18 protein-coding genes and 4 riboswitches are annotated in these 17445 nt (G+C 39.4%); of the genes, 10 read left to right on the top strand and 8 right to left on the bottom strand.

Annotation, left to right across the window (positions count from 1 at the left end; all coding sequences use genetic code 11):
• The 6 genes from J2S25_RS10970 to J2S25_RS10945 form a co-directional block, all read left to right on the top strand.
• On the top strand, window positions 1-623 hold a 623-nt coding region (locus tag J2S25_RS10970; protein WP_307191886.1), incomplete at its 5' end, for an RNA-guided endonuclease TnpB family protein.
• A 160-nt stretch (window positions 624-783) separates the two neighbouring features.
• Window positions 784-1893 carry an MFS transporter gene (locus J2S25_RS10965; protein ID WP_307191889.1) on the top strand — a complete coding sequence of 370 codons (1110 nt, stop codon included), beginning with the start codon at window positions 784-786 and terminating at the stop codon, window positions 1891-1893.
• A gap of 107 nt (window positions 1894-2000) precedes the next feature.
• A riboswitch (TPP riboswitch) is annotated at window positions 2001-2112 on the top strand.
• Window positions 2113-2172: 60 nt separating this feature from the next.
• Window positions 2173-3474, top strand: a complete 1302-nt coding sequence (locus J2S25_RS10960) for a solute carrier family 23 protein (protein ID WP_241768410.1) — start codon at window positions 2173-2175, stop codon at window positions 3472-3474.
• Complete coding sequence (locus J2S25_RS10955; protein WP_307191885.1) at window positions 3471-4565, top strand: LuxE/PaaK family acyltransferase; 1095 nt, start codon at window positions 3471-3473, stop codon at window positions 4563-4565. The genes J2S25_RS10960 and J2S25_RS10955 overlap by 4 nt, the downstream gene beginning before the upstream one ends.
• Before the next feature lie 23 nt (window positions 4566-4588).
• Window positions 4589-6031, top strand: a complete 1443-nt coding sequence (locus J2S25_RS10950; RefSeq protein WP_307191884.1) for an acyl-CoA reductase — start codon at window positions 4589-4591, stop codon at window positions 6029-6031.
• Between the two features lie 62 nt (window positions 6032-6093).
• The gene (locus J2S25_RS10945) at window positions 6094-6861 is read left to right on the top strand and encodes a 3-oxoacyl-ACP reductase (protein ID WP_307191883.1); all 768 of its coding nucleotides are present in this window, start codon (window positions 6094-6096) and stop codon (window positions 6859-6861) included.
• A 167-nt stretch (window positions 6862-7028) separates the two neighbouring features.
• Here J2S25_RS10945 and nrdG read toward each other — a convergent pair whose 3' ends face one another.
• Window positions 7029-7523 carry an anaerobic ribonucleoside-triphosphate reductase activating protein gene (nrdG, locus tag J2S25_RS10940; protein ID WP_044390860.1) on the bottom strand — a complete coding sequence of 165 codons (495 nt, stop codon included), beginning with the start codon at window positions 7521-7523 and terminating at the stop codon, window positions 7029-7031.
• Window positions 7520-9382 (bottom strand): anaerobic ribonucleoside triphosphate reductase, encoded by a 1863-nt coding sequence (locus J2S25_RS10935; protein WP_307191882.1) that lies wholly within the window; start codon window positions 9380-9382, stop codon window positions 7520-7522. Before J2S25_RS10935 ends, nrdG begins: the two co-directional genes overlap by 4 nt.
• 205 nt (window positions 9383-9587) lie before the next feature.
• Window positions 9588-9766, bottom strand: a riboswitch (cobalamin riboswitch).
• 345 nt (window positions 9767-10111) lie between these two features.
• Here J2S25_RS10935 and J2S25_RS10930 point away from each other — a divergent pair.
• Window positions 10112-11236 carry an MBL fold metallo-hydrolase gene (locus J2S25_RS10930; protein ID WP_307191881.1) on the top strand — a complete coding sequence of 375 codons (1125 nt, stop codon included), beginning with the start codon at window positions 10112-10114 and terminating at the stop codon, window positions 11234-11236.
• Between the two features lie 38 nt (window positions 11237-11274).
• Here the strand turns inward: J2S25_RS10930 and J2S25_RS10925 are convergent, their stop codons facing one another.
• Window positions 11275-11760, bottom strand: a complete 486-nt coding sequence (locus J2S25_RS10925) for a QueT transporter family protein (protein ID WP_044390864.1) — start codon at window positions 11758-11760, stop codon at window positions 11275-11277.
• A gap of 6 nt (window positions 11761-11766) precedes the next feature.
• Window positions 11767-11811: riboswitch (PreQ1 riboswitch) on the bottom strand.
• Window positions 11812-11989: 178 nt separating this feature from the next.
• Window positions 11990-12071, top strand: a riboswitch (cyclic di-GMP riboswitch).
• A gap of 85 nt (window positions 12072-12156) precedes the next feature.
• Here J2S25_RS10925 and J2S25_RS10920 point away from each other — a divergent pair.
• The 3 genes from J2S25_RS10920 to J2S25_RS10910 all read left to right on the top strand — a co-directional run bounded on the left by J2S25_RS10920 (window position 12157) and on the right by J2S25_RS10910 (window position 15174).
• Window positions 12157-13341 (top strand): DUF5667 domain-containing protein, encoded by a 1185-nt coding sequence (locus J2S25_RS10920; protein WP_307191880.1) that lies wholly within the window; start codon window positions 12157-12159, stop codon window positions 13339-13341.
• A 147-nt stretch (window positions 13342-13488) separates the two neighbouring features.
• On the top strand, window positions 13489-14340 hold the full coding sequence (locus tag J2S25_RS10915; RefSeq protein WP_044390866.1) for an STAS domain-containing protein: 852 nt from the start codon (window positions 13489-13491) through the stop codon (window positions 14338-14340).
• A gap of 177 nt (window positions 14341-14517) precedes the next feature.
• Window positions 14518-15174: a DsbA family oxidoreductase gene (locus J2S25_RS10910; protein WP_277813871.1), complete on the top strand. Its 657-nt coding sequence runs from the start codon at window positions 14518-14520 to the stop codon at window positions 15172-15174.
• 212 nt (window positions 15175-15386) lie between these two features.
• Here the strand turns inward: J2S25_RS10910 and J2S25_RS10905 are convergent, their stop codons facing one another.
• From J2S25_RS10905 to J2S25_RS10885, 5 genes are all read right to left on the bottom strand, one after another.
• Complete coding sequence (locus J2S25_RS10905; protein ID WP_307191879.1) at window positions 15387-15605, bottom strand: hypothetical protein; 219 nt, start codon at window positions 15603-15605, stop codon at window positions 15387-15389.
• Between the two features lie 121 nt (window positions 15606-15726).
• Window positions 15727-15906, bottom strand: a complete 180-nt coding sequence (locus J2S25_RS10900; protein WP_307191878.1) for a hypothetical protein — start codon at window positions 15904-15906, stop codon at window positions 15727-15729.
• A gap of 323 nt (window positions 15907-16229) precedes the next feature.
• Window positions 16230-16517, bottom strand: a complete 288-nt coding sequence (locus J2S25_RS10895; protein ID WP_307191877.1) for a hypothetical protein — start codon at window positions 16515-16517, stop codon at window positions 16230-16232.
• Between the two features lie 4 nt (window positions 16518-16521).
• Window positions 16522-16905, bottom strand: a complete 384-nt coding sequence (locus J2S25_RS10890; protein WP_307191876.1) for an SHOCT-like domain-containing protein — start codon at window positions 16903-16905, stop codon at window positions 16522-16524.
• Between the two features lie 13 nt (window positions 16906-16918).
• Window positions 16919-17284, bottom strand: a complete 366-nt coding sequence (locus J2S25_RS10885) for a DUF2089 domain-containing protein (protein WP_307191875.1) — start codon at window positions 17282-17284, stop codon at window positions 16919-16921.
• Window positions 17285-17445: the final 161 nt, after the last annotated feature.

Here is a 17445-nt window from a genome sequence, read left to right as displayed (position 1 = left end):
ACCCATTGGAGAAAACTGAATCATCCATCGGTATAGACTTAGGCATCACTGACTTTGCTATTCTTTCTGATGGTCGCAAGATTGACAATAATAAGTTCACATCAAAAATGGAAAAGAAACTAAAACGTGAACAGCGAAAACTTTCAAGACGTGCGTTAAATGCTAAAAACAATGGTATTAACCTTCTTGATGCAAAAAACTATCAGAAGCAAAAACGTAAAGTTGCTAGATTACACGAAAGAGTCATGAACCAACGTGACGATTTCCTTAATAAGTTAAGTACAGAAATAATCAAAAACCACGATATTGTCTGTATCGAAGACTTGAATACCAAAGGAATGTTACGCAATCATAAGCTTGCAAAATCAATCTCTGATGTATCATGGTCTGCTTTTGTATCGAAATTAGAATACAAAGCGAAATGGTACGGTAAAACAATCGTGAAAATAAGCAGATGGTTTCCGTCTAGTCAGATATGTTCCGATTGTGGACATCAAGATGGCAAGAAATCTCTTGAAATAAGAGATTGGACTTGTCCTGTTTGCCATGAGCATCACGATAGAGATATTAATGCCAGTAAAAATATCCTAGTCGAAGGCTTAAGAACCTTAGTTTTGGCTTAAACAAAATATAGAACCGTAGGAATCTACGGGGATAGCTTGGTCAATAAGAGAAACCTCTGTTGGCAAAGAAATATGTCAACAAGTACGCTCTGTTCCCAAGAATCTCCCACTTCAACTAGACCGTAAGGTCAGTAAGTGGGGGTAGTTCAAGCTAGGTCTAATATTAATTGTCATTGCGTCTGTCCTGGCCCCTTTTTCTCCAGGATTCGGCTGGTTGCTTGGTTTTCGAATGATCCAAGCGATAGGCAGTTCTACATTGTTTCCGGCTGGAATGGGAATCATTCGCCATGTGATTACCGAAAACCAAGCAAAAGCGTTAGGGACACTCTCAATCTTTTCATCTGTTTCAGCAGCGTTTGGGCCATCTATTGGTGGATTCTTGATACATTTTGGAGATTGGCCAGCGATTTTTTTGATCAACTTTCCATTTATCATCGTGTCTTTTCTATTAGCGATTAAGGTTCTCCCAAAGGACCCTGTCCGTGAGAAACAACAAATCAAGCTAGATTACATTGGAATTTTACTATTTACAGGAATGATTGTTAGTTGGTTGTTATTCTTGCTTGGACTAGAAACTGCCTTTAGCTGGTGGAAATTAGCTCTAAGTATCCTGTTATCAATTATATTTTATTTATTTGAAGCTAAAAACAAAGAGCCGTTTGTGGATGTCTTGGCTTTACAGAAAAATAAGAACGTAACGTTCGTTTATTTGCAATTTATTTTAATCAACATTGTTTTTTACTCCGTCTTTTTCGGTGTCCCGACCTTCTTGCAGGACAAAATGCATCTTGAATCGAATATCACCGGAATTTTAATGTTGGCTGTAGCAGGTTTTGGTGTCATCATTGCCCCACTTGCAGGAAAATGGATTGATGCTAATGGTTCGAAACCAATTTTATTAGTTGGTTCCGTGAGTATTATTTTAGGAACCTTAATGTTACTTACGATTCGTCCTGATTCGAGCTATGTCTGGATTTTCTTTGCCCTTTCTATTCTCGGAGTGAGTAACGGTTTTAATAATATTGGGATGCAAACAGCCTTATACAGTTTTGTAACTCAAGAAGAAACAGGAACAGCGTCCGGACTATTTATGACTTCCCGCTATATTGGAACCATTCTATCTTCCAGTTTGTTAGGGATTTTGTTTGGAAAAGAAGTAACAACGAGTCACTTTCATATGATTGGGGTTGTTGGCGCAATCGTAGGAATCGCAGTCCTCTTATTAACGATAAGGATGCCTAATAAAAAGAAGGCTAATTCGACTGCGTGATTGGATCCTATTAAAATACTCAACTGAAGTTTTAGCTATTGATTTAATATGATAGAATGGTGAAAGACGCTAGGAGCCATTCGGAAGTTTGTTTTGGTTTTTTGCTGAAATCGTAAAAGGGGAGCTTGTGAAATCAGGCTGAGAGGATAGCTAGTTTGCTGTCGACCATTTGACCTGATCTGGGTAATGCCAGCGGAGGGAATATGTCTTATTACATATTCTACCTCTCACGCTTATTATAAAGCGTGATTTTTTTTAAAAAAAAGAGGGGGAAGTATATTGGGAAATGAAAAAATTGAAATTGGTATTGATGAAAAATTGCCTATTAGGCAAGGAATATTGTATGGATTACAGCATGTATTTGTTTCTAATGTTTGGCTTGACCCAATCTTTGTCGCAGCGATGATTGGCCTGCCATTGACACTTTCGGCAAATATTGTTAATGCCGTATTTATCTCAGCAGGGCTTGTGACCATTGTCCAAGCAACGAAACTTGTCCGATTGCCGATTATTCAAGGTCCATCTGCGGCATTTGACTCGATTATGATCGCTGCGGGGAAAGCAAATGGACTTGCCGCAGCAAGCGGCGGAATATTCTTAAGCGCAATCATTGTCTTTTTCTTATCGATTACTGGATTAATCGGCAAATTAAAAGCATTGTTTACCCCAGTTATTACGGGCACAGTAATCTTTGTAGTGGGGATTTCATTGTCGGGTTTTACGTTATATGAGTTTTTAGGGGGCACACTTGGAATGGAGACCTTTGCGACAATTGAGACGCTATCGATGTCTATTCCAACAGCGATGATCGTTATTTTTTTATCACTTTTTGGCAAAGGTAAGTGGAAATCATTCTCATTTCTTATTGGACTAGTGATCGGGGATATCATTGCTTTTACCCTCGGAAAAACGAATTTTTCCATGATTGCAGATAAAGGCTGGTTCGGTATGCCGCATTTTTTGCCATATGGTAGCTTAGCATTTGAATGGGGAACATTTTTGACGTTTTTTACCGCCTATATCGTTGCGATTATTGAGACAATGGGAGTATATGAAGCGTCTGCTGACATGCTAAAAATAAACTTAGATTCAAAGCGAATCCGCAATGGCTTTGCTGGAGAATCAGCAGGTTCCCTTGTGTCCTCTTTAATAGGAGGATTTCCTACAACTGCCTACGGGCAAAACGTTGGGTTATTACGGCTTACTGGTGTCGGATCGAGGCAACCAGTTTTAATAGCTGGAATTATTTTCCTTATTTTAGGTTTTGTGCCAAAGGCTGGCGCTTTGCTTGCGTTGACACCAGATGCAGTTGTCGGTGGGATTTTCTTGCCAGCTGCCGCAAGCCTTGTGTTTACGGGAATCTCTATTCTTGGAAAAACAGAAAAAACAGAAACCAACTATATGATTATCGGGTTATCATTGCTTTTAGCAATTAGTTTACCAACATATTTTAAAGATCTTACAGGTACTGCGGGAACATTTTTTTCGAATAGTATTTTTATTGCAGCTATTTCATCCATTGTATTGCAACTCGTTTTAATAAATTTGCCAATGCATTTTAAAAAAGGAGTGAGTAGATGAGACAGGATTCAATTATCATGGCCAACCAAATACTCTCATTCATTGAAGGAAATAGCGAAACTAATTTTAACGGATTGGCAGTAACTTTGTTTCAATATCAATTTCAACATAATCTTCCATATAAAAAATTTTGCCAGACGAAGAGGAAAACGCCATTGACTGTAAAAAAGTGGGATGAAATTCCTCCAATGCCGATCCAAGGGTACAAAGAGTTAATGCTTGCTTGCGAGCCGCCCGAGGAAGCGGCAGCCGTTTTTATGACAAGTGGGACAACGAATCCGGAGACCAAAGGGAAAAATTATCATCCGACACTTGCTGTTTGGGACGGTTCAATGAAAGCTCCGTTTAAAAAGTTTGTCTTACCGGATGTTGATAAAATGATGATTTTTGTTTTATCGCCAGCTGCTGATCTGAATGAACATTCATCCCTTTCTCGTTATTTATCAAATGCGGTAACATACTTTGGCACAGAAAACAGCCGTTTCTTTTTTACGGAAGCTGGGTTGGAAATGGAAACAGTCGCTTCTGCATTGCGTGAGTGCGAGGATCGCGGAGAAGCAGTGATGTTAATGGGAGCGACGTTTGCCTATGTTCATTTATTGGATTATTTTCTAGAAAAAAACCTTCGCTTTCACCTGGCAGCTGGTAGCCGGATTTTTGATACTGGCGGCTTTAAAGGGCAAACACGTGAAATTGAAATGGATAAATTATACGGGATGTTTGCTGAAATTTTCAATGTTAAGCGAAATATGTGTATCAATATGTACGGGATGACCGAATTAAGTTCGCAAGTCTATGACCAAACCATTCTTTCCACATATGAAAGTGGGCAGACCATTTTTGATAAAACGGGGCCCGCTTGGTTGAAAACGATGATTCTTGACACAGACACATTAGAACCTGTGCCAAATGGCAAGTCGGGAGTAATTGCTCACTACGACTTGGCCAATTGGAATTCATGCCTAGCGATATTAACAGAAGATATCGGTTATCGCACCGAACATGGTTTTGTTATACTTGGAAGGGTGCAAGGTTCGGAAGCAAGAGGCTGTTCCATTGCTATTGATCAGCTAATGCAGTCGAACGAGTGATTAGCAAAGGAGCGACATGAATCATGCAAATTTTGCAGGCATATTGGATCCCAAAGGCTGTTGATGTTCCAATTGTTCGTGAACAGTTGATCGGTTCCGCTTACCAACTGGAGTACCCTGTAGTAACTAGTGAAAAGATTCGAGAAATCACTGCTCTAATTCAGCAAAATCGGGTAGATTATTTACAGCGCCTTACAACTGGTGATATCGTCAACAAGATTGATCAAGCCATTCAAAAATGGCTTAACCCTGGTTATCCGCTTCGGATACAGGCAGAAGCTCTGCTTCCAATAATCACTGGGTATGATCCGGAAATGGTTCGGCTTGAATTGAAAAAATATATGAGGACCTTTCGGAAAAAAGAATTACTGCGCTTTTTAGATGAAGAATTTGACCAAGCGGCGATGCTGGATGAATTTCGTCCACGAAAAAGTGGTGGATTAAGCCGAGTCTATGGCCCGCGGTCGATTTTTCATGTTTTTTCCGGAAATGTTCCTGGTGTGCAAATATGGAGTTTGATTATGGGCCTCTTGCTTAAATCAGCTAATCTTGGCAAAACATCTACAGCAGAACCTCTGTTGCCAGTTTTATTTACTCAATCGCTTGCCGAGGTAGATCCGCAATTGGCCGAAACGATAGCGATCCTTCCGTGGAAAGGTGGGATGACGGAACTTGAGAAAGCAGCAGTAAATAGCGCTGAGGCTGTGGTCGTTTATGGATCGGAAAATACAGTAAAAGCAGTCCGGAAAATCGTGCCTTTGTCAAAAACGTTTATAACATATGGGCATAAAATCAGTCTCGCTATTATTGGCAAAGAAGCGCTTAGACCAGACTGCTTCTATGAAACAGTACATAAATTTGCCGAAGATATATCCATTTATGATCAGCAGAGCTGTCTATCACCGCAGGCGGTTCTTGTTGAAGCTGGCAGTGCAATCAGTCCAAAGCAATTTGCACAATTGCTTGCAGCAGAACTTGCTCGTTACGCCCAAAAAAGACCGAGAGCAACGCTTTCTGACGAAGAAACGATGTCGATCCAAAATTTGCGACACCAAACTGAACTGGAAGCAATTAAGAATGAAAATATAGCCATCTATGCAAGCAAGCAAAATACATCGTGGACAGTTATTTATCATCATCAACCTGGTTTTGATGGCTCACCATTGAATCGATTTATTCATGTTTTTTATTCAGAAAAATTAGAAACGGATCTAGGTAAAATGCAACCGTTTGAAAACTATTTACAATCTTGTGGACTTGCAGTCTCGCCCGAGAGGCTTTTCCCGATTGCTGAGCGTTTGGGTGAACTTGGAATGAATCGACTCACGCAAGTTGGAAAAATGAACAGTGCCAAGCCAGGATGGCATCATGACGGGCGGTTCAATTTACTGGATTTTGTGCGTTTTACCGACATAGAACGTGGACTTGAAGATGCTTTAGAGCGATTTGACCCTGATGTAGAGTAGAAGTGAATGATTTTAAGACTTGTTGTTCAATTAGCTGTGAAATAGTGAAAGGAGAAACTAGTATGATGGTTAAAAATAAAGTTGCCTTAGTTACAGGTGCAAGCAGGGGTATCGGAGCAGCGATAGCGAAGAAGTTGGCTAGAGAAGGGGCATTTGTTGGCGTGAATTTTTTTAAAAATCAACAGCTAGCAGAAAACGTAGTTAACGAAATTAAAACATTTTCCGGTCAGGCAGAAGCCTTTCAGGCAGATGTCCGAAACCCAGAACAAGTGCAAGCAATGGTAGCGAAATTGGCAGACAGTTTTGGCGGGATTGATATAGTTGTCAACAATGCCTTAAGCCATTATACGTTTAATCCGAAAACAAGGAAAACAGCGTGGGAAACGAATTGGGACGACTACCAACAGCAATTGGATGGCAGTGTTAAAGGAGCTTACAACATATGTCAATCAGCAATGCCTTTTATGAAAGAACAAATGTCTGGAAGACTAATCAATATTGTCAGTAATTTAATCGATTTCCCTGTCATTCCGTATCATGACTATACTACTGCTAAGATGGCACTATTAGGCTTTACCCGATCATTAGCAGCTGACCTTGGCTCTTTCGGGATTACTGTGAATGCAGTTTCTCCTGGGCTTACTTACCCAACGGATTCTAGCGTGGAAACAACGGAAGATGTTCGCGAATCAATTATTCAGCTGACGCCAATGAGACGTTTGGCAACTCCTGACGACATTGCTAACGCCGTTGTTTTTCTTGCTTCTGAAGGTTCGTCGTTTATAACCGGACAATGTTTAAACATAGATGGTGGATTAGTGATGAGGTAGCTCTAACAAATCACTAGCCGCTAGCATAAATAAGCTTGCGGCTTAAATTTTTTCGTGTTCCTTTTGTTGTATAATTCGCTTTTCATTCAAAGGGGTAGTCTACCATTTTCTGAAAATATGGAACCCACCCTTTAAATCCCAATAGATGGATAAGGTTTAAAAGTTCTTTAGTTGTATTGGCCGTCTTTCCAAAGAATCGTAGTACCATCCTCTAAACTTCTTTGTACATCGATAATTCGTTGATTGGACGAACCTCTGAATAAGATGCGTAAGTCCTTTTTTGCTACTTCAAACCGCCCATCAACAATTACATCAAGATAAGGTAATATCTCTTTTTTAGTCTCAGGCAACTCTTCAAATATATAACCAGTATATAACCATATATTCTTGTTTGTTTGCGCTTTTATTTCCTTAACTAGCCTCAACGTATCCTCATATTGAAAAGTAAGACTATCTCCACCACTTATTGTTACATCTGAGATAGTATTTTCTTCGATAATGTCTATTAATTCATTTATACGGAACTGCATCCCATGGTTTACATTCCAAGAGGAGGGATTATGACATCCCTCACAATAATGTATACAACCTGAGACATAAATGACAGTACGAATACCGTTTCCATTATCTGTTGAATCAGTGTCGATTTTCATAATTCTCATTTCTGATACCCATGTTTTACTCTGTTTTTTTCTTCATTCCATTTTGAACTGTTCCATTTGTCCATGCTTCCTACCAAGTATCCAGTTATTCTTCTTATGCGTTCAATGTTATGTTCCTCGTAATTATTACACTTAGGGCACTCATTATAAATTACACCATTGAACCCGCATTGAAGGCAGCGATCAACTGGTACATTAAAACTGCCATAACCAATCCCATTTTCTTTCATAGCAACAACATAAGTTTCTAGAGCATCAATATTCTTTGAAGCATCTTCAGTTAATTCAATATATGTAATGTGACCGGCGTTTGTTAAAGCATGATAAGGTGCTTCCTTCTTAATTTTATTGATTGCATTAATCCTATACTCAACTGGAACATGATTACTATTCGTAAACCATTCCTTGTCTGTTACTCCTTTTATGATCCCATGCTTTTTGCGAGCAAGTCTTAAAGCTTTGCCTGCATAGGATTCAGCAGGTGTTGCTAGCAAGGTATAATTTAATTTTGTCATCTCTGTAAAATGGTCCATCTTTTCCTTCATAAAAGAAACAATTTTTAACCCTAGTTCCTGAGCATCATCGCTTTCCCCATGATGTTTCCCTGTCAGGGCAACTAATGCCTCAGCTAAACCAACATACCCAACGGACAATGTACCTTGACGAAGAACCTCTTTTAGAGAGGCATCTTTATTTAGTTTTTCTGAATCCCTCCAAATGCCTTGACCATATAAGAATTTGAAATTTACAGGTGTCTTGTTCGATTGATATAAGAATCTTTCAAATAATTGTTGACTTGCTAAGTCCACATAATGCTCTAGCTTCTTGAAAAATTCTTCTAAGCCATCACTTTCTAACGCAATTAAGGGCAGGTTAATAGAAGTGAACGATAGGTTTCCTCTGCCCACCGGAGTGGACTTACCATTCACATTGGCTAATACTCTTGTTCTACAACCCATTGTTGCAATATGAGTTTCAGGGTCGTCTTCTTTATAGTAGGGTAAATTAAAAGGAGCATCCACAAATACATAATTTGGAAAAAGTCGTTTTGCTGTTGTTTGAAGTGACAATCTGAATAGATCGTAATTGGCATCACCTTGATTAAGATTAATACCATCTTTTACTTTAAAAATTTGAATTGGGAAAATCGGTGTTTCGCCACTCCCTAATCCTTTTTGAGTAGCAAGGAGCATATTCCTAACAAGCATTCTACCCTCCCTTGAAGTATCTAACCCATAATTAATACTAATAAAAGGGACTTGCCCACCACCCCGACTATGCATGGAATTACTATTATGAATAAACGCTTCACAAGCCTGATAAACCTCTCGATCTGTTAGTTCCCATGCTTTTTCTTCAATGTCACAGCCGGCTTGAACGTCTTCTAATAATTGAACATTTTTCTTGTACGTCTTATATACATAAGGGGCTAAATCAAAATCGAAGTTACTCATAGCTTGACCACCGTGTTGTTGATTTTGATTAGATTGAAAAATAATAGAGACTAATGCCATGGCAGAAACAATGCTTTTTGGTTCGCGCATATGTCCATGACCAGTATCAAAGCCATTTTTTAATACTTTTCCTAATGCGATTTGAACGCATGTTGTTGTTCCAGTTACATAATAATCCAAGTCATGAATATGTATATAACCATCCTCATAAGCTAGTTTTACTTCTTTAGATAATATATGTTCAATTGCGTAAAACTTTGCACTAGTAGAGGCAAAGAGTCCCATCATTCCCATAGGGCTTTTGCCATCGACATTTGCGTTTTCTTGTATTAAGTCTTGATTCTTACTGCCTGTAATTTCCTTGAATACTTCTAATAGATTTAAAGGGTTTTGCTTTGTTTCCATTCTTTTTCTCCTCCTAAATAACTATTATCACTTATACTTGATTTTTTCTAAATATTATCGAATTTTTAAATCGTAAAGTTTCATGTAACCCCTTCTTTCCTTAATATAAAAAAGCTGCCTATTCAGTAATAGGCAGCATAAAATGGAAACGTTCAGAATTTAAGAAAGTGAATCGTCTCCATTTCTTACTCCCCGAAGAAATGTTTAAATTTGTTTTATATAGGCAGGTCTCCTGGCTTAGCTTCATTCTCCGATTCCCTTCCCATGCGATTGCATAGTGGCATTGAATCATCGTCAGCTTTACAGTTGCGGGGACAGCGTCGGAATTGCACCTAACTTCCCTATTAAACTACATATAGTAGTACCTATATATAACTAAACACCATATATTGTTGTAGAGAAATCAAGTTTATCATTTTTCTAATAAAAAGTAAATCTATCATATACTCAGAAAATAATTCAAGGATTTACGGAGGTAACGTCAAATCTTTTGAGAGGAAAACAACTTTTAATCAAACGTTTTCGAGTTGGCAAACGGGGAAAGATGTTTCAAAAGTATTATCATCGTTATAAAGTGGAAAAGGGAGTAAGCTGTTTAGATTTCCTTATCAATAAAATTATGGAATAATAAAGGAATAAGGGAAGGACAGGTTCTACGGTGATATTGAAATCGAGAAAAAACTTTTTTGTCTCCTTCATAATTCAAGAAATAGGGTGCTATATAAAAACATGATCATCTATATACTATTTATTTTTATCGGGATTATTGGACTTGGGTATGCGGTTGTGAAGATTCATCCGACTTTTGGCGGAAAGCAGTCAAAAGAGAAGATGGAATTATTCGCACAGTCTCCGCAATATCAAAAGGGGAAATTCATTAATCTGAACAGAAACGAGTGGGATACGAGTTTTGGGTCGATGCTTTCCATGATAAGGGAATTTTTAAAAAGTAAGGTCGAAAGAAAACCTCGGACTCCCCTTTCGATCGTACCCTATTCTCCAGGAATAGATCGTTCTAATTCAGCAAGAGTTACCTGGTTTGGTCACTCGGCTTTCATGCTTGAGGTAGAGGGGAAAACGATTCTGTTTGATCCAATGTTTGGGAAAGCGCCAACACCGTTTCCAATCAAAAACCAGCGGTACAGCAGAAAGCTTCCTTTCAAAATCGAGGATCTGCCAGCAATCGATGCTGTGGTACTGTCGCATGACCATTATGATCATCTTGATTATGGTTCAATCATGAATATGAAAGAAAAGGTAAAACAGTTCATCACTCCTCTCGGTGTTGGAAGCCATTTGGCAAGATGGGGAATTCCAGAAGAGAAGATCAGTGAACACGATTGGTGGAATGAATATACTTTCGAAGGCCTTAAGCTCGCGTGCACCCCGGCTCGCCATTTTTCTGGCCGCGGACTTGCCGACCGTAACTCAACGCTTTGGTGTTCTTGGGTCATCATTGCCCGGGATACAAAAATATATTTCAGTGGCGATGGCGGTTATGGTTCGCATTTTAAAGAGATTGGCGAGAAATATGGCCCGTTTGACCTGACGCTGATGGAATGCGGCCAATATGACGTACGCTGGGCAGATATTCATATGCTTCCTGAAGAAACGGTACAGGCACATCAGGATGTGAAAGGAAAGCTTCTTCTTCCGGTACATTGGGGGGCATTTACTCTGTCGCTCCATGCCTGGCATGATCCAATTGAACGGGCAGTCCGGGCTGCAGAGGAATCTGGAGTCGAGATTGCGACTCCGAGAATTGGGGAAACCGTCATCGTAGGTGAAGACCAGTTTCCGGACCTTGCCTGGTGGAGGACAGAATCCTATAGAGTTTTTAATGATGAAACGTAATAAAAACCGCATGGATTAAATCCGTGCGGTTTCTTTCCTTATATCAACTTCTCGAGATTTACTCGTTTATGGATTGCGAGCATTACGGGAATACCGATAGCCATTACGATAAATTCACCCGCGGCTGTTGTTAGCCATGTGAACCAGAACGGCAGCTGGAATGCGAGATTCAATTCAATCGCAATCAGGAACATCGTGAAGGTGAATAACACTGTGTTTACAATCATTCGCCCGATAATACTTTTAATGTATTTAGCGGATAAGATCGTAACCAATAAAGAAATTACTGACTGGCCAACTCCAAACACAAGGTCATAGGCGACCATCGGGGAAAAGAGCAGGTTTGTTAAAAACACGCCTAATACAATCCCAAAGAAATACTTTTTGTTAAAAACAATCAGGTGGTTGAACATTTCCGAAATTCGAAATTGTACATTGGTAAAACCGAATGGCTGGATGACAGCTGATACAGCGATATACAAAGCTGCCAGAATCCCGTTACGGACAATCGTTCTTGTGTTCATTATTCATCTCTCCTAGTTTTTTTACGTGGGATGGTTACGAACCACGATATTTAAACACCAATTATATATTATATAGGATAATAGACCCTGTCACAACAGAATTTTTCAGAATAAAAGAGTAAAGGAATTACTTTTTAACAGATAGAAAAATCTATCAGGAAAAGCAATCTTAGTAAAAAAAAATATTTATTTTTACTCGGCAATTAAGTATGATAAAAATAGAATTAAAATCCGATAAAGGCAAACTCAGGGGAACCTGAGGACGCAAAACTACAGGGGCTAAAGTCTTGACCAGCCAGCCAGTTGCCGAAGCTTCACATAGTCATCTTATGTGTGCTGATCTTCGGATAGCACTTTTTTTGATTTTAATTCCAATATATTATGGGGGGAATTGGAATGAATAAATTAGTCGCATCAACCATTTTAACAGGATTGCTTGCTTTTGGTACGGGTGTCTCGGCGCAGGGTGTCGTAGAAACGGCTGATCCTGGGACGACACCTGACGAGTTTTTATTTACGTTTGATCAATTACTGGAAGAATTGCAGCTTTTTCTTACCTTTGATAATGAAAAGGAGGCTCAGCTACTGCTTGACTTTGCAAACGAGAGACTTGCTGAGGCGTCAGTTATGTCTCAAGAAAACAAGAGAGAACTCGTTCAAGAGACGTTTAAGGATTATTTAATAACGCTTAAGAAAGCGCAAGAGAAGGTCACAGAGGTTATTGTTGAAAAAGAGACCGATGCCACTGGGGAAGCTCGATTGGCAGAAGAGTTGGAAAAAGCAGCTAATCTTGAGGAAGGGATTACTGAAGAACTTGAAGATGGACTAAAGGAATCAGTTACAGAGGAAACAGAGCAAACAAAAATTGTCGCGAACGTAGTAAAAGAGCTTGATCGTGAAATGGTCTCCAAACTGCGCGAACAAAACTTAGGCTATGGACAAATCGCACAAATCTTTTGGCTTGCAAGAACAGCTGGCAAGACAGTAGAAGAGGTTGCCGTGGTATTTACTGAGGAAAATGCTGGACTTGGTCAGGCAGCAAAGCAACTTAAAGTCCATCCTTCGCAAATGAATGGACTCGTATCAGGCAATAAAAAATCTTCTGATGAAGAAGAAATGGATACCGATAAAATAGACGAGAGATCAGTTGATGAAGGGTCTGATGCAGCAACACAGGCTGAAGAAGCGGATACTACAAAAGAACCAGATTTGACTGTACAGCAAGTTAGTACTGGAGTGGCTTCAATCGCAAGTACGGTGATGAGTACGAATGCTTCCGATACAGAAGAAAAAAAGGCAGATACAGAATTGAAAGCGAAGGCAGACACTGTGAAGGTTGCTAAAAAGGAAATGGAAACAGAAAAGAAAGCTGTAGAACAAAAACGTGAAGTGAGAGAGAAGGACGAAGAAAATCAAAAAGAACAAGTGATCCAAGCAGAAGAGAAGCAAGAAGAGAAAACAACAGAAAAAGAACAAGCCAAGACGAAAGAAAGGAAAGAGAATAAAGAGAATAAAGAGAAGCATGATGAAGAAGAATCAGAAGAAGACGACCTCAACGACGAGGAAAGCCAGGATAAGTAAAACAAAAAACAGATAGTAAGGTTTGTAGGGTAAAAACTTGTACTACATTCCTATTATGCGATATGATGATTAATAACAGTCCCTAATAGAATACTTAAGTTTAGATTGATAGGTGATCATTGTCATAGAACATATGGAGGAATCGGAATGACCACAGAACTGCAAACCATAGGTGAAGCAATAGTTAACAGAAAAAATCAAATTGCGAAGGCAGTGCATGAAGACAGGTTTTCAGACGGTGTCTTAACGGAAGCACAGAAACATGATTTTGAGAAAGTTGAGCAGCAAATACTTGAAGTCAGGGCCAACTTTATTGAACTGTTCGGTGAAGCCTTGATCGAGCACGAAGACCCTAAAGGGGTTTTCGATAAGCTGACAACATGGGGAAAAGAAACGGGTGAATATATTTATAATCTTGGTGCCTCTCTTGATGAAGCACTAAAGGATTCTACCTATTATCGTGAACATATTTGGCATGCGATTAGAGAAGTGGCTAAGGACATGTCCACTGCTGTCTTCTTTGATGTTTTGGATATTATTGACCCGTTGATGGACCATGCAATATACAGCTTTAGTCTCACATTTGTTGAAGCACATCAAAAGAGTCTAGAAAATGCCAAAACAGCATTGCTTGAACTTTCCGTACCGGTTGTTCCGTTAATGCCTGGGGTCGGTGTCCTGCCTCTAGTTGGGAATGTGGATACAGAAAGAGCGCGGTTATTGATGGAAGAAACGCTAAGCCAAGCGGTGAAGCTAAAGCTGACCCATCTTATCTTTGATGTATCCGGCGTTATGATTGTAGATACGATGGTTGCCGATCAGCTATTTAAAGTCACTAGCGCCCTTTCGCTTGTTGGTGTAAAAACCATTATGACCGGCATCCGTCCAGAGGTGGCTCATACGATGGTGACACTCGGACTGAATCTGGAAGGAATCATGGTGAAATCTAATCTACACCAGGCTTTTAAGGAAATTCAGCACTTACAAAAAGCATATTAATTGGAAAAAAAGCTGCCATGGCAGCTTTTTTGGCTTATAGAACAGGGACTTGATTTGCCGAGTCGGATTTCGTGTATTTTGCTGGATTAACACCTATACTATAATGTGATTTGATTAAGAGGAGGATTCATAATGCAAATTGAAATGTGGACAGACTTTGCTTGACCATTTTGCTATATTGGCAAAAGGCGTCTGGATGACGCTATTAAACAGATTGACCACCCAATTGAGGTAACGTACCGCTGCTACGAGCTAGATCCAAACAAGGAGCGAGGTATAGATCTCAATATGTATGAATCTCTCTCCAAAAAATATGGGATGAGCATCGCCCAGGCAAAGGCGAGTACGCAAAATATCGTGCAGATGGCGAAGGAATCTGGTCTGGAATATAATTTTGATACGTTGATTTTAACAAATACATTCGATGCCCATCGCTTAGCAATGTTCGCGAAAAGCCATGGATTAATGGCTGAGATGACGGAAAGGCTGTTGCGTGCCTATTTTACGGATTCAAAGGATATTGGAGACCACGAAACATTGGTGGACTTAGCTGGAGAAGTCGGACTGAATCGCGAAGCTGTAGAGAAAATGCTCGCAAGTAATGAAATGGCAGAAGAAGTTCGTGCTGATGAAAGCACTGCCCAACAGTATGGGATCACAGGTGTGCCATTCTTCTTGATCAATAAGAAGTATGCTATTACTGGTGCCCAGTCTACTGAAACGATCGTCCAGACGTTGAAAAAAGTCATCGCTGAGAGTGAAATCACTATTTTGAACAATGATGATGGAATGATTTGTGACGACGATGGTTGTGAAATTCCAAAAAAGAACTAGTCGGAAGTGTTTCATTATAACCTCGATAACAGACAGAAAGACGAGGATGGATATATATTGAAAAGAAGCTGCCTGTTTTTGCAGGCAGCTTTTATCCATGTACAAATTTGATTAGCTTATCTTCTGTTCGAGATCGGCGATGGCTCTTGCATTACGTGACCTGATGAAGAAGACTGTCGTGACGGTAATGGCCAATACTCCAAAAGTGACGCTCATCTAGCATCAAGCAGGAATCCGGTAAGGGGCAGCACTGCCTGAAAGATAAATCGGTCCATCATGTTTCTGAACGAGAAGAAGCGGCCATGGAAATCCTTTGGCACCCTCGTTTGGAAGATTGTCGCAGCAGTCGGGAAAAAACTGCCAACGGAAAAACCGAATATCAGGAAGGAGACAATTGTCAGCACTGGCTGATCGGCAAAATACAACATCAACTGTGAAAAACCCGATTAGCATCGAACTGGAAAACAGAATTTTATAAGGGGAGAATTTATGGCTGATTCGTTTGATCAGAAACGCTCCGGTCATGAACGCAAGTCCTTCGGCAGTATAGATCTAGCCTTTGATCGCAGAACTTTCCTGAAGTTCACTGATATTGATGATGACAAGATTAAAGCCTCCTAAGAATAGGAGTGGAACTAATGTCAAAACCAAGGTCATCATGACAATTGGCAATTTTAAGATAACAGGGAAGACATCTTTGAATCCCTGCTTCTGGTTTTCCGTGACTGTCATGTGCGTCTTCTTTTCTTCAAATTGTAATAACCATGTAAGACCAAAAAGGATAAGATAGGCAGCCATTGATTGAGATAGACAGAATTCAATGGCATGGCCACCAGGAGGATTCCAGCTGCTGCAGTCCCAATGATCCGTGATACTGTAGATACATTCATATAGACGCCGTTCAACTGCAATAAATCCTTTTCCTCTATTTACAAAAATTCGTAAAGCCAAATAAAAAAGATGATAAGCGACCGGTATCGTCAGGGTGGTATGTTTGTTTAGAAAAGTTGTTTAATCCAGTCATCGTAAAAAATGAAGCTAGGATATCTTCTATTTCAAAGTTTGATCATGACCTCGGTACCATCTTGCAATCTTGCATCAACAAGCAATGTTCCTTTATGTCTGCCTAATTCACGGATAAGTTCATTCAGCAGCTGCCTGTTTAGTAGAGTAGTGAAAAGTGCGGCTGGAATTTGATATTGTTCATTATTCTGATTTGCCCATTTATGCATCTGGGTCTGGAACTTTTTCGATCCAATAATCATACTGCCAGCTTTTAAGAAGGTGTAAGGGACAGGGAGGGAGAATGCGACTTTATTGGTTTTTATTTTTATTTTTAACATTTTTTTACTCAATGACGACTTTCACTGTATCGCCATTTGCCGATTGGATATCGACAATGTTCCCATCGAGCTCGTTTTCAATTGCATCGATCAGCAGATTGATATCAAGGTCTTTGACGTATTGCTGGGATTGAGGGATTCCGGCCGCTATGCTGTATCCAGTTTTGAGAAGTGCCTTTACTAATTTGATCGGCACGTTGACGTTTACATTGTCATTTTCCTTGGATACAATGCGGATTTTTAAGGTTTTATCTAAGTAATTATTAGGTTTTTGTGCAAAGACAGTAGATTCTTTTTCCTTGAGTACAGCAATTAGCTGTGCCCCTTTATCTGAATCAATTTTTCCTTCTTGAACCATCGTTAAAATTTTTGAAATTTCTTCTCTCATCAAAAACGCCTCCCTATTCCCCTTTTAAAAGTTTGATTGCATCCTCTGGTGAAATTTCACCCTTCTCCAGCATAGCAACGATTTTCTTTTCGTCCAGTTCATTCTTCTTTTGAGTGTCATATCCAAGTGCAATGATAATATCGTTCAGTTTCCCCCTGACAGTCGGATAAGATATTCCAAGTTCTTTTTCCACTTCTTTAATATTTCCCCGGGAAACGAGAAAGATCTCGATGAACTGAAGCTGGTCCCTGGTTAAAGAAGCAAGCCTTGATAGTTCAAATTCATTTTCAATTGTTGTATCACAATGATTGCATTGCAGTTTGGTAATTTTAAGGGTCTGGCTGCAAACGGGACATTTCGTTAAGACAGGATAAGCCATGACTGCCTCCTTTCTATATTAATGATATTAAATGTTAAAATTAATAAAGTAAAGATAAATTTATAAAATAATAAATAATATTAATACTTATATTAATTTTTAGTGAAAAAAACGAATAATACGCAACCTTTCATTGGATATAAAATTAAAATACTGATTTT

Source organism: Mesobacillus stamsii (assembly GCF_030814065.1).
Classification (GTDB): domain Bacteria; phylum Bacillota; class Bacilli; order Bacillales; family Cytobacillaceae; genus Mesobacillus; species Mesobacillus stamsii.
Note: the sequence above shows the minus strand (reverse complement) of the source record. Positions and strands in the feature narration are given on the sequence as shown.

Excerpts from the sequence above, each read along its gene's own strand:
- J2S25_RS10930 (WP_307191881.1), top strand. The coding sequence starts at position 10,112 with ATGATCATCTATATACTATTTATTTTTATCGGGATTATTGGACTTGGG.
- J2S25_RS10950 (WP_307191884.1), top strand. The coding sequence starts at position 4,589 with ATGCAAATTTTGCAGGCATATTGGATCCCAAAGGCTGTTGATGTTCCA.
- J2S25_RS10935 (WP_307191882.1), bottom strand. The coding sequence starts at position 9,382 with ATGGAAACAAAGCAAAACCCTTTAAATCTATTAGAAGTATTCAAGGAA.
- nrdG (WP_044390860.1), bottom strand. The coding sequence starts at position 7,523 with ATGAGAATTATGAAAATCGACACTGATTCAACAGATAATGGAAACGGT.
- J2S25_RS10955 (WP_307191885.1), top strand. The coding sequence starts at position 3,471 with ATGAGACAGGATTCAATTATCATGGCCAACCAAATACTCTCATTCATT.
- J2S25_RS10885 (WP_307191875.1), bottom strand. The coding sequence starts at position 17,284 with ATGGCTTATCCTGTCTTAACGAAATGTCCCGTTTGCAGCCAGACCCTT.
- J2S25_RS10945 (WP_307191883.1), top strand. The coding sequence starts at position 6,094 with ATGATGGTTAAAAATAAAGTTGCCTTAGTTACAGGTGCAAGCAGGGGT.
- J2S25_RS10890 (WP_307191876.1), bottom strand. The coding sequence starts at position 16,905 with ATGAGAGAAGAAATTTCAAAAATTTTAACGATGGTTCAAGAAGGAAAA.
- J2S25_RS10900 (WP_307191878.1), bottom strand. The coding sequence starts at position 15,906 with ATGACAGTCACGGAAAACCAGAAGCAGGGATTCAAAGATGTCTTCCCT.
- J2S25_RS10895 (WP_307191877.1), bottom strand. The coding sequence starts at position 16,517 with ATGTTAAAAATAAAAATAAAAACCAATAAAGTCGCATTCTCCCTCCCT.
- J2S25_RS10925 (WP_044390864.1), bottom strand. The coding sequence starts at position 11,760 with ATGAACACAAGAACGATTGTCCGTAACGGGATTCTGGCAGCTTTGTAT.
- J2S25_RS10920 (WP_307191880.1), top strand. The coding sequence starts at position 12,157 with ATGAATAAATTAGTCGCATCAACCATTTTAACAGGATTGCTTGCTTTT.
- J2S25_RS10915 (WP_044390866.1), top strand. The coding sequence starts at position 13,489 with ATGACCACAGAACTGCAAACCATAGGTGAAGCAATAGTTAACAGAAAA.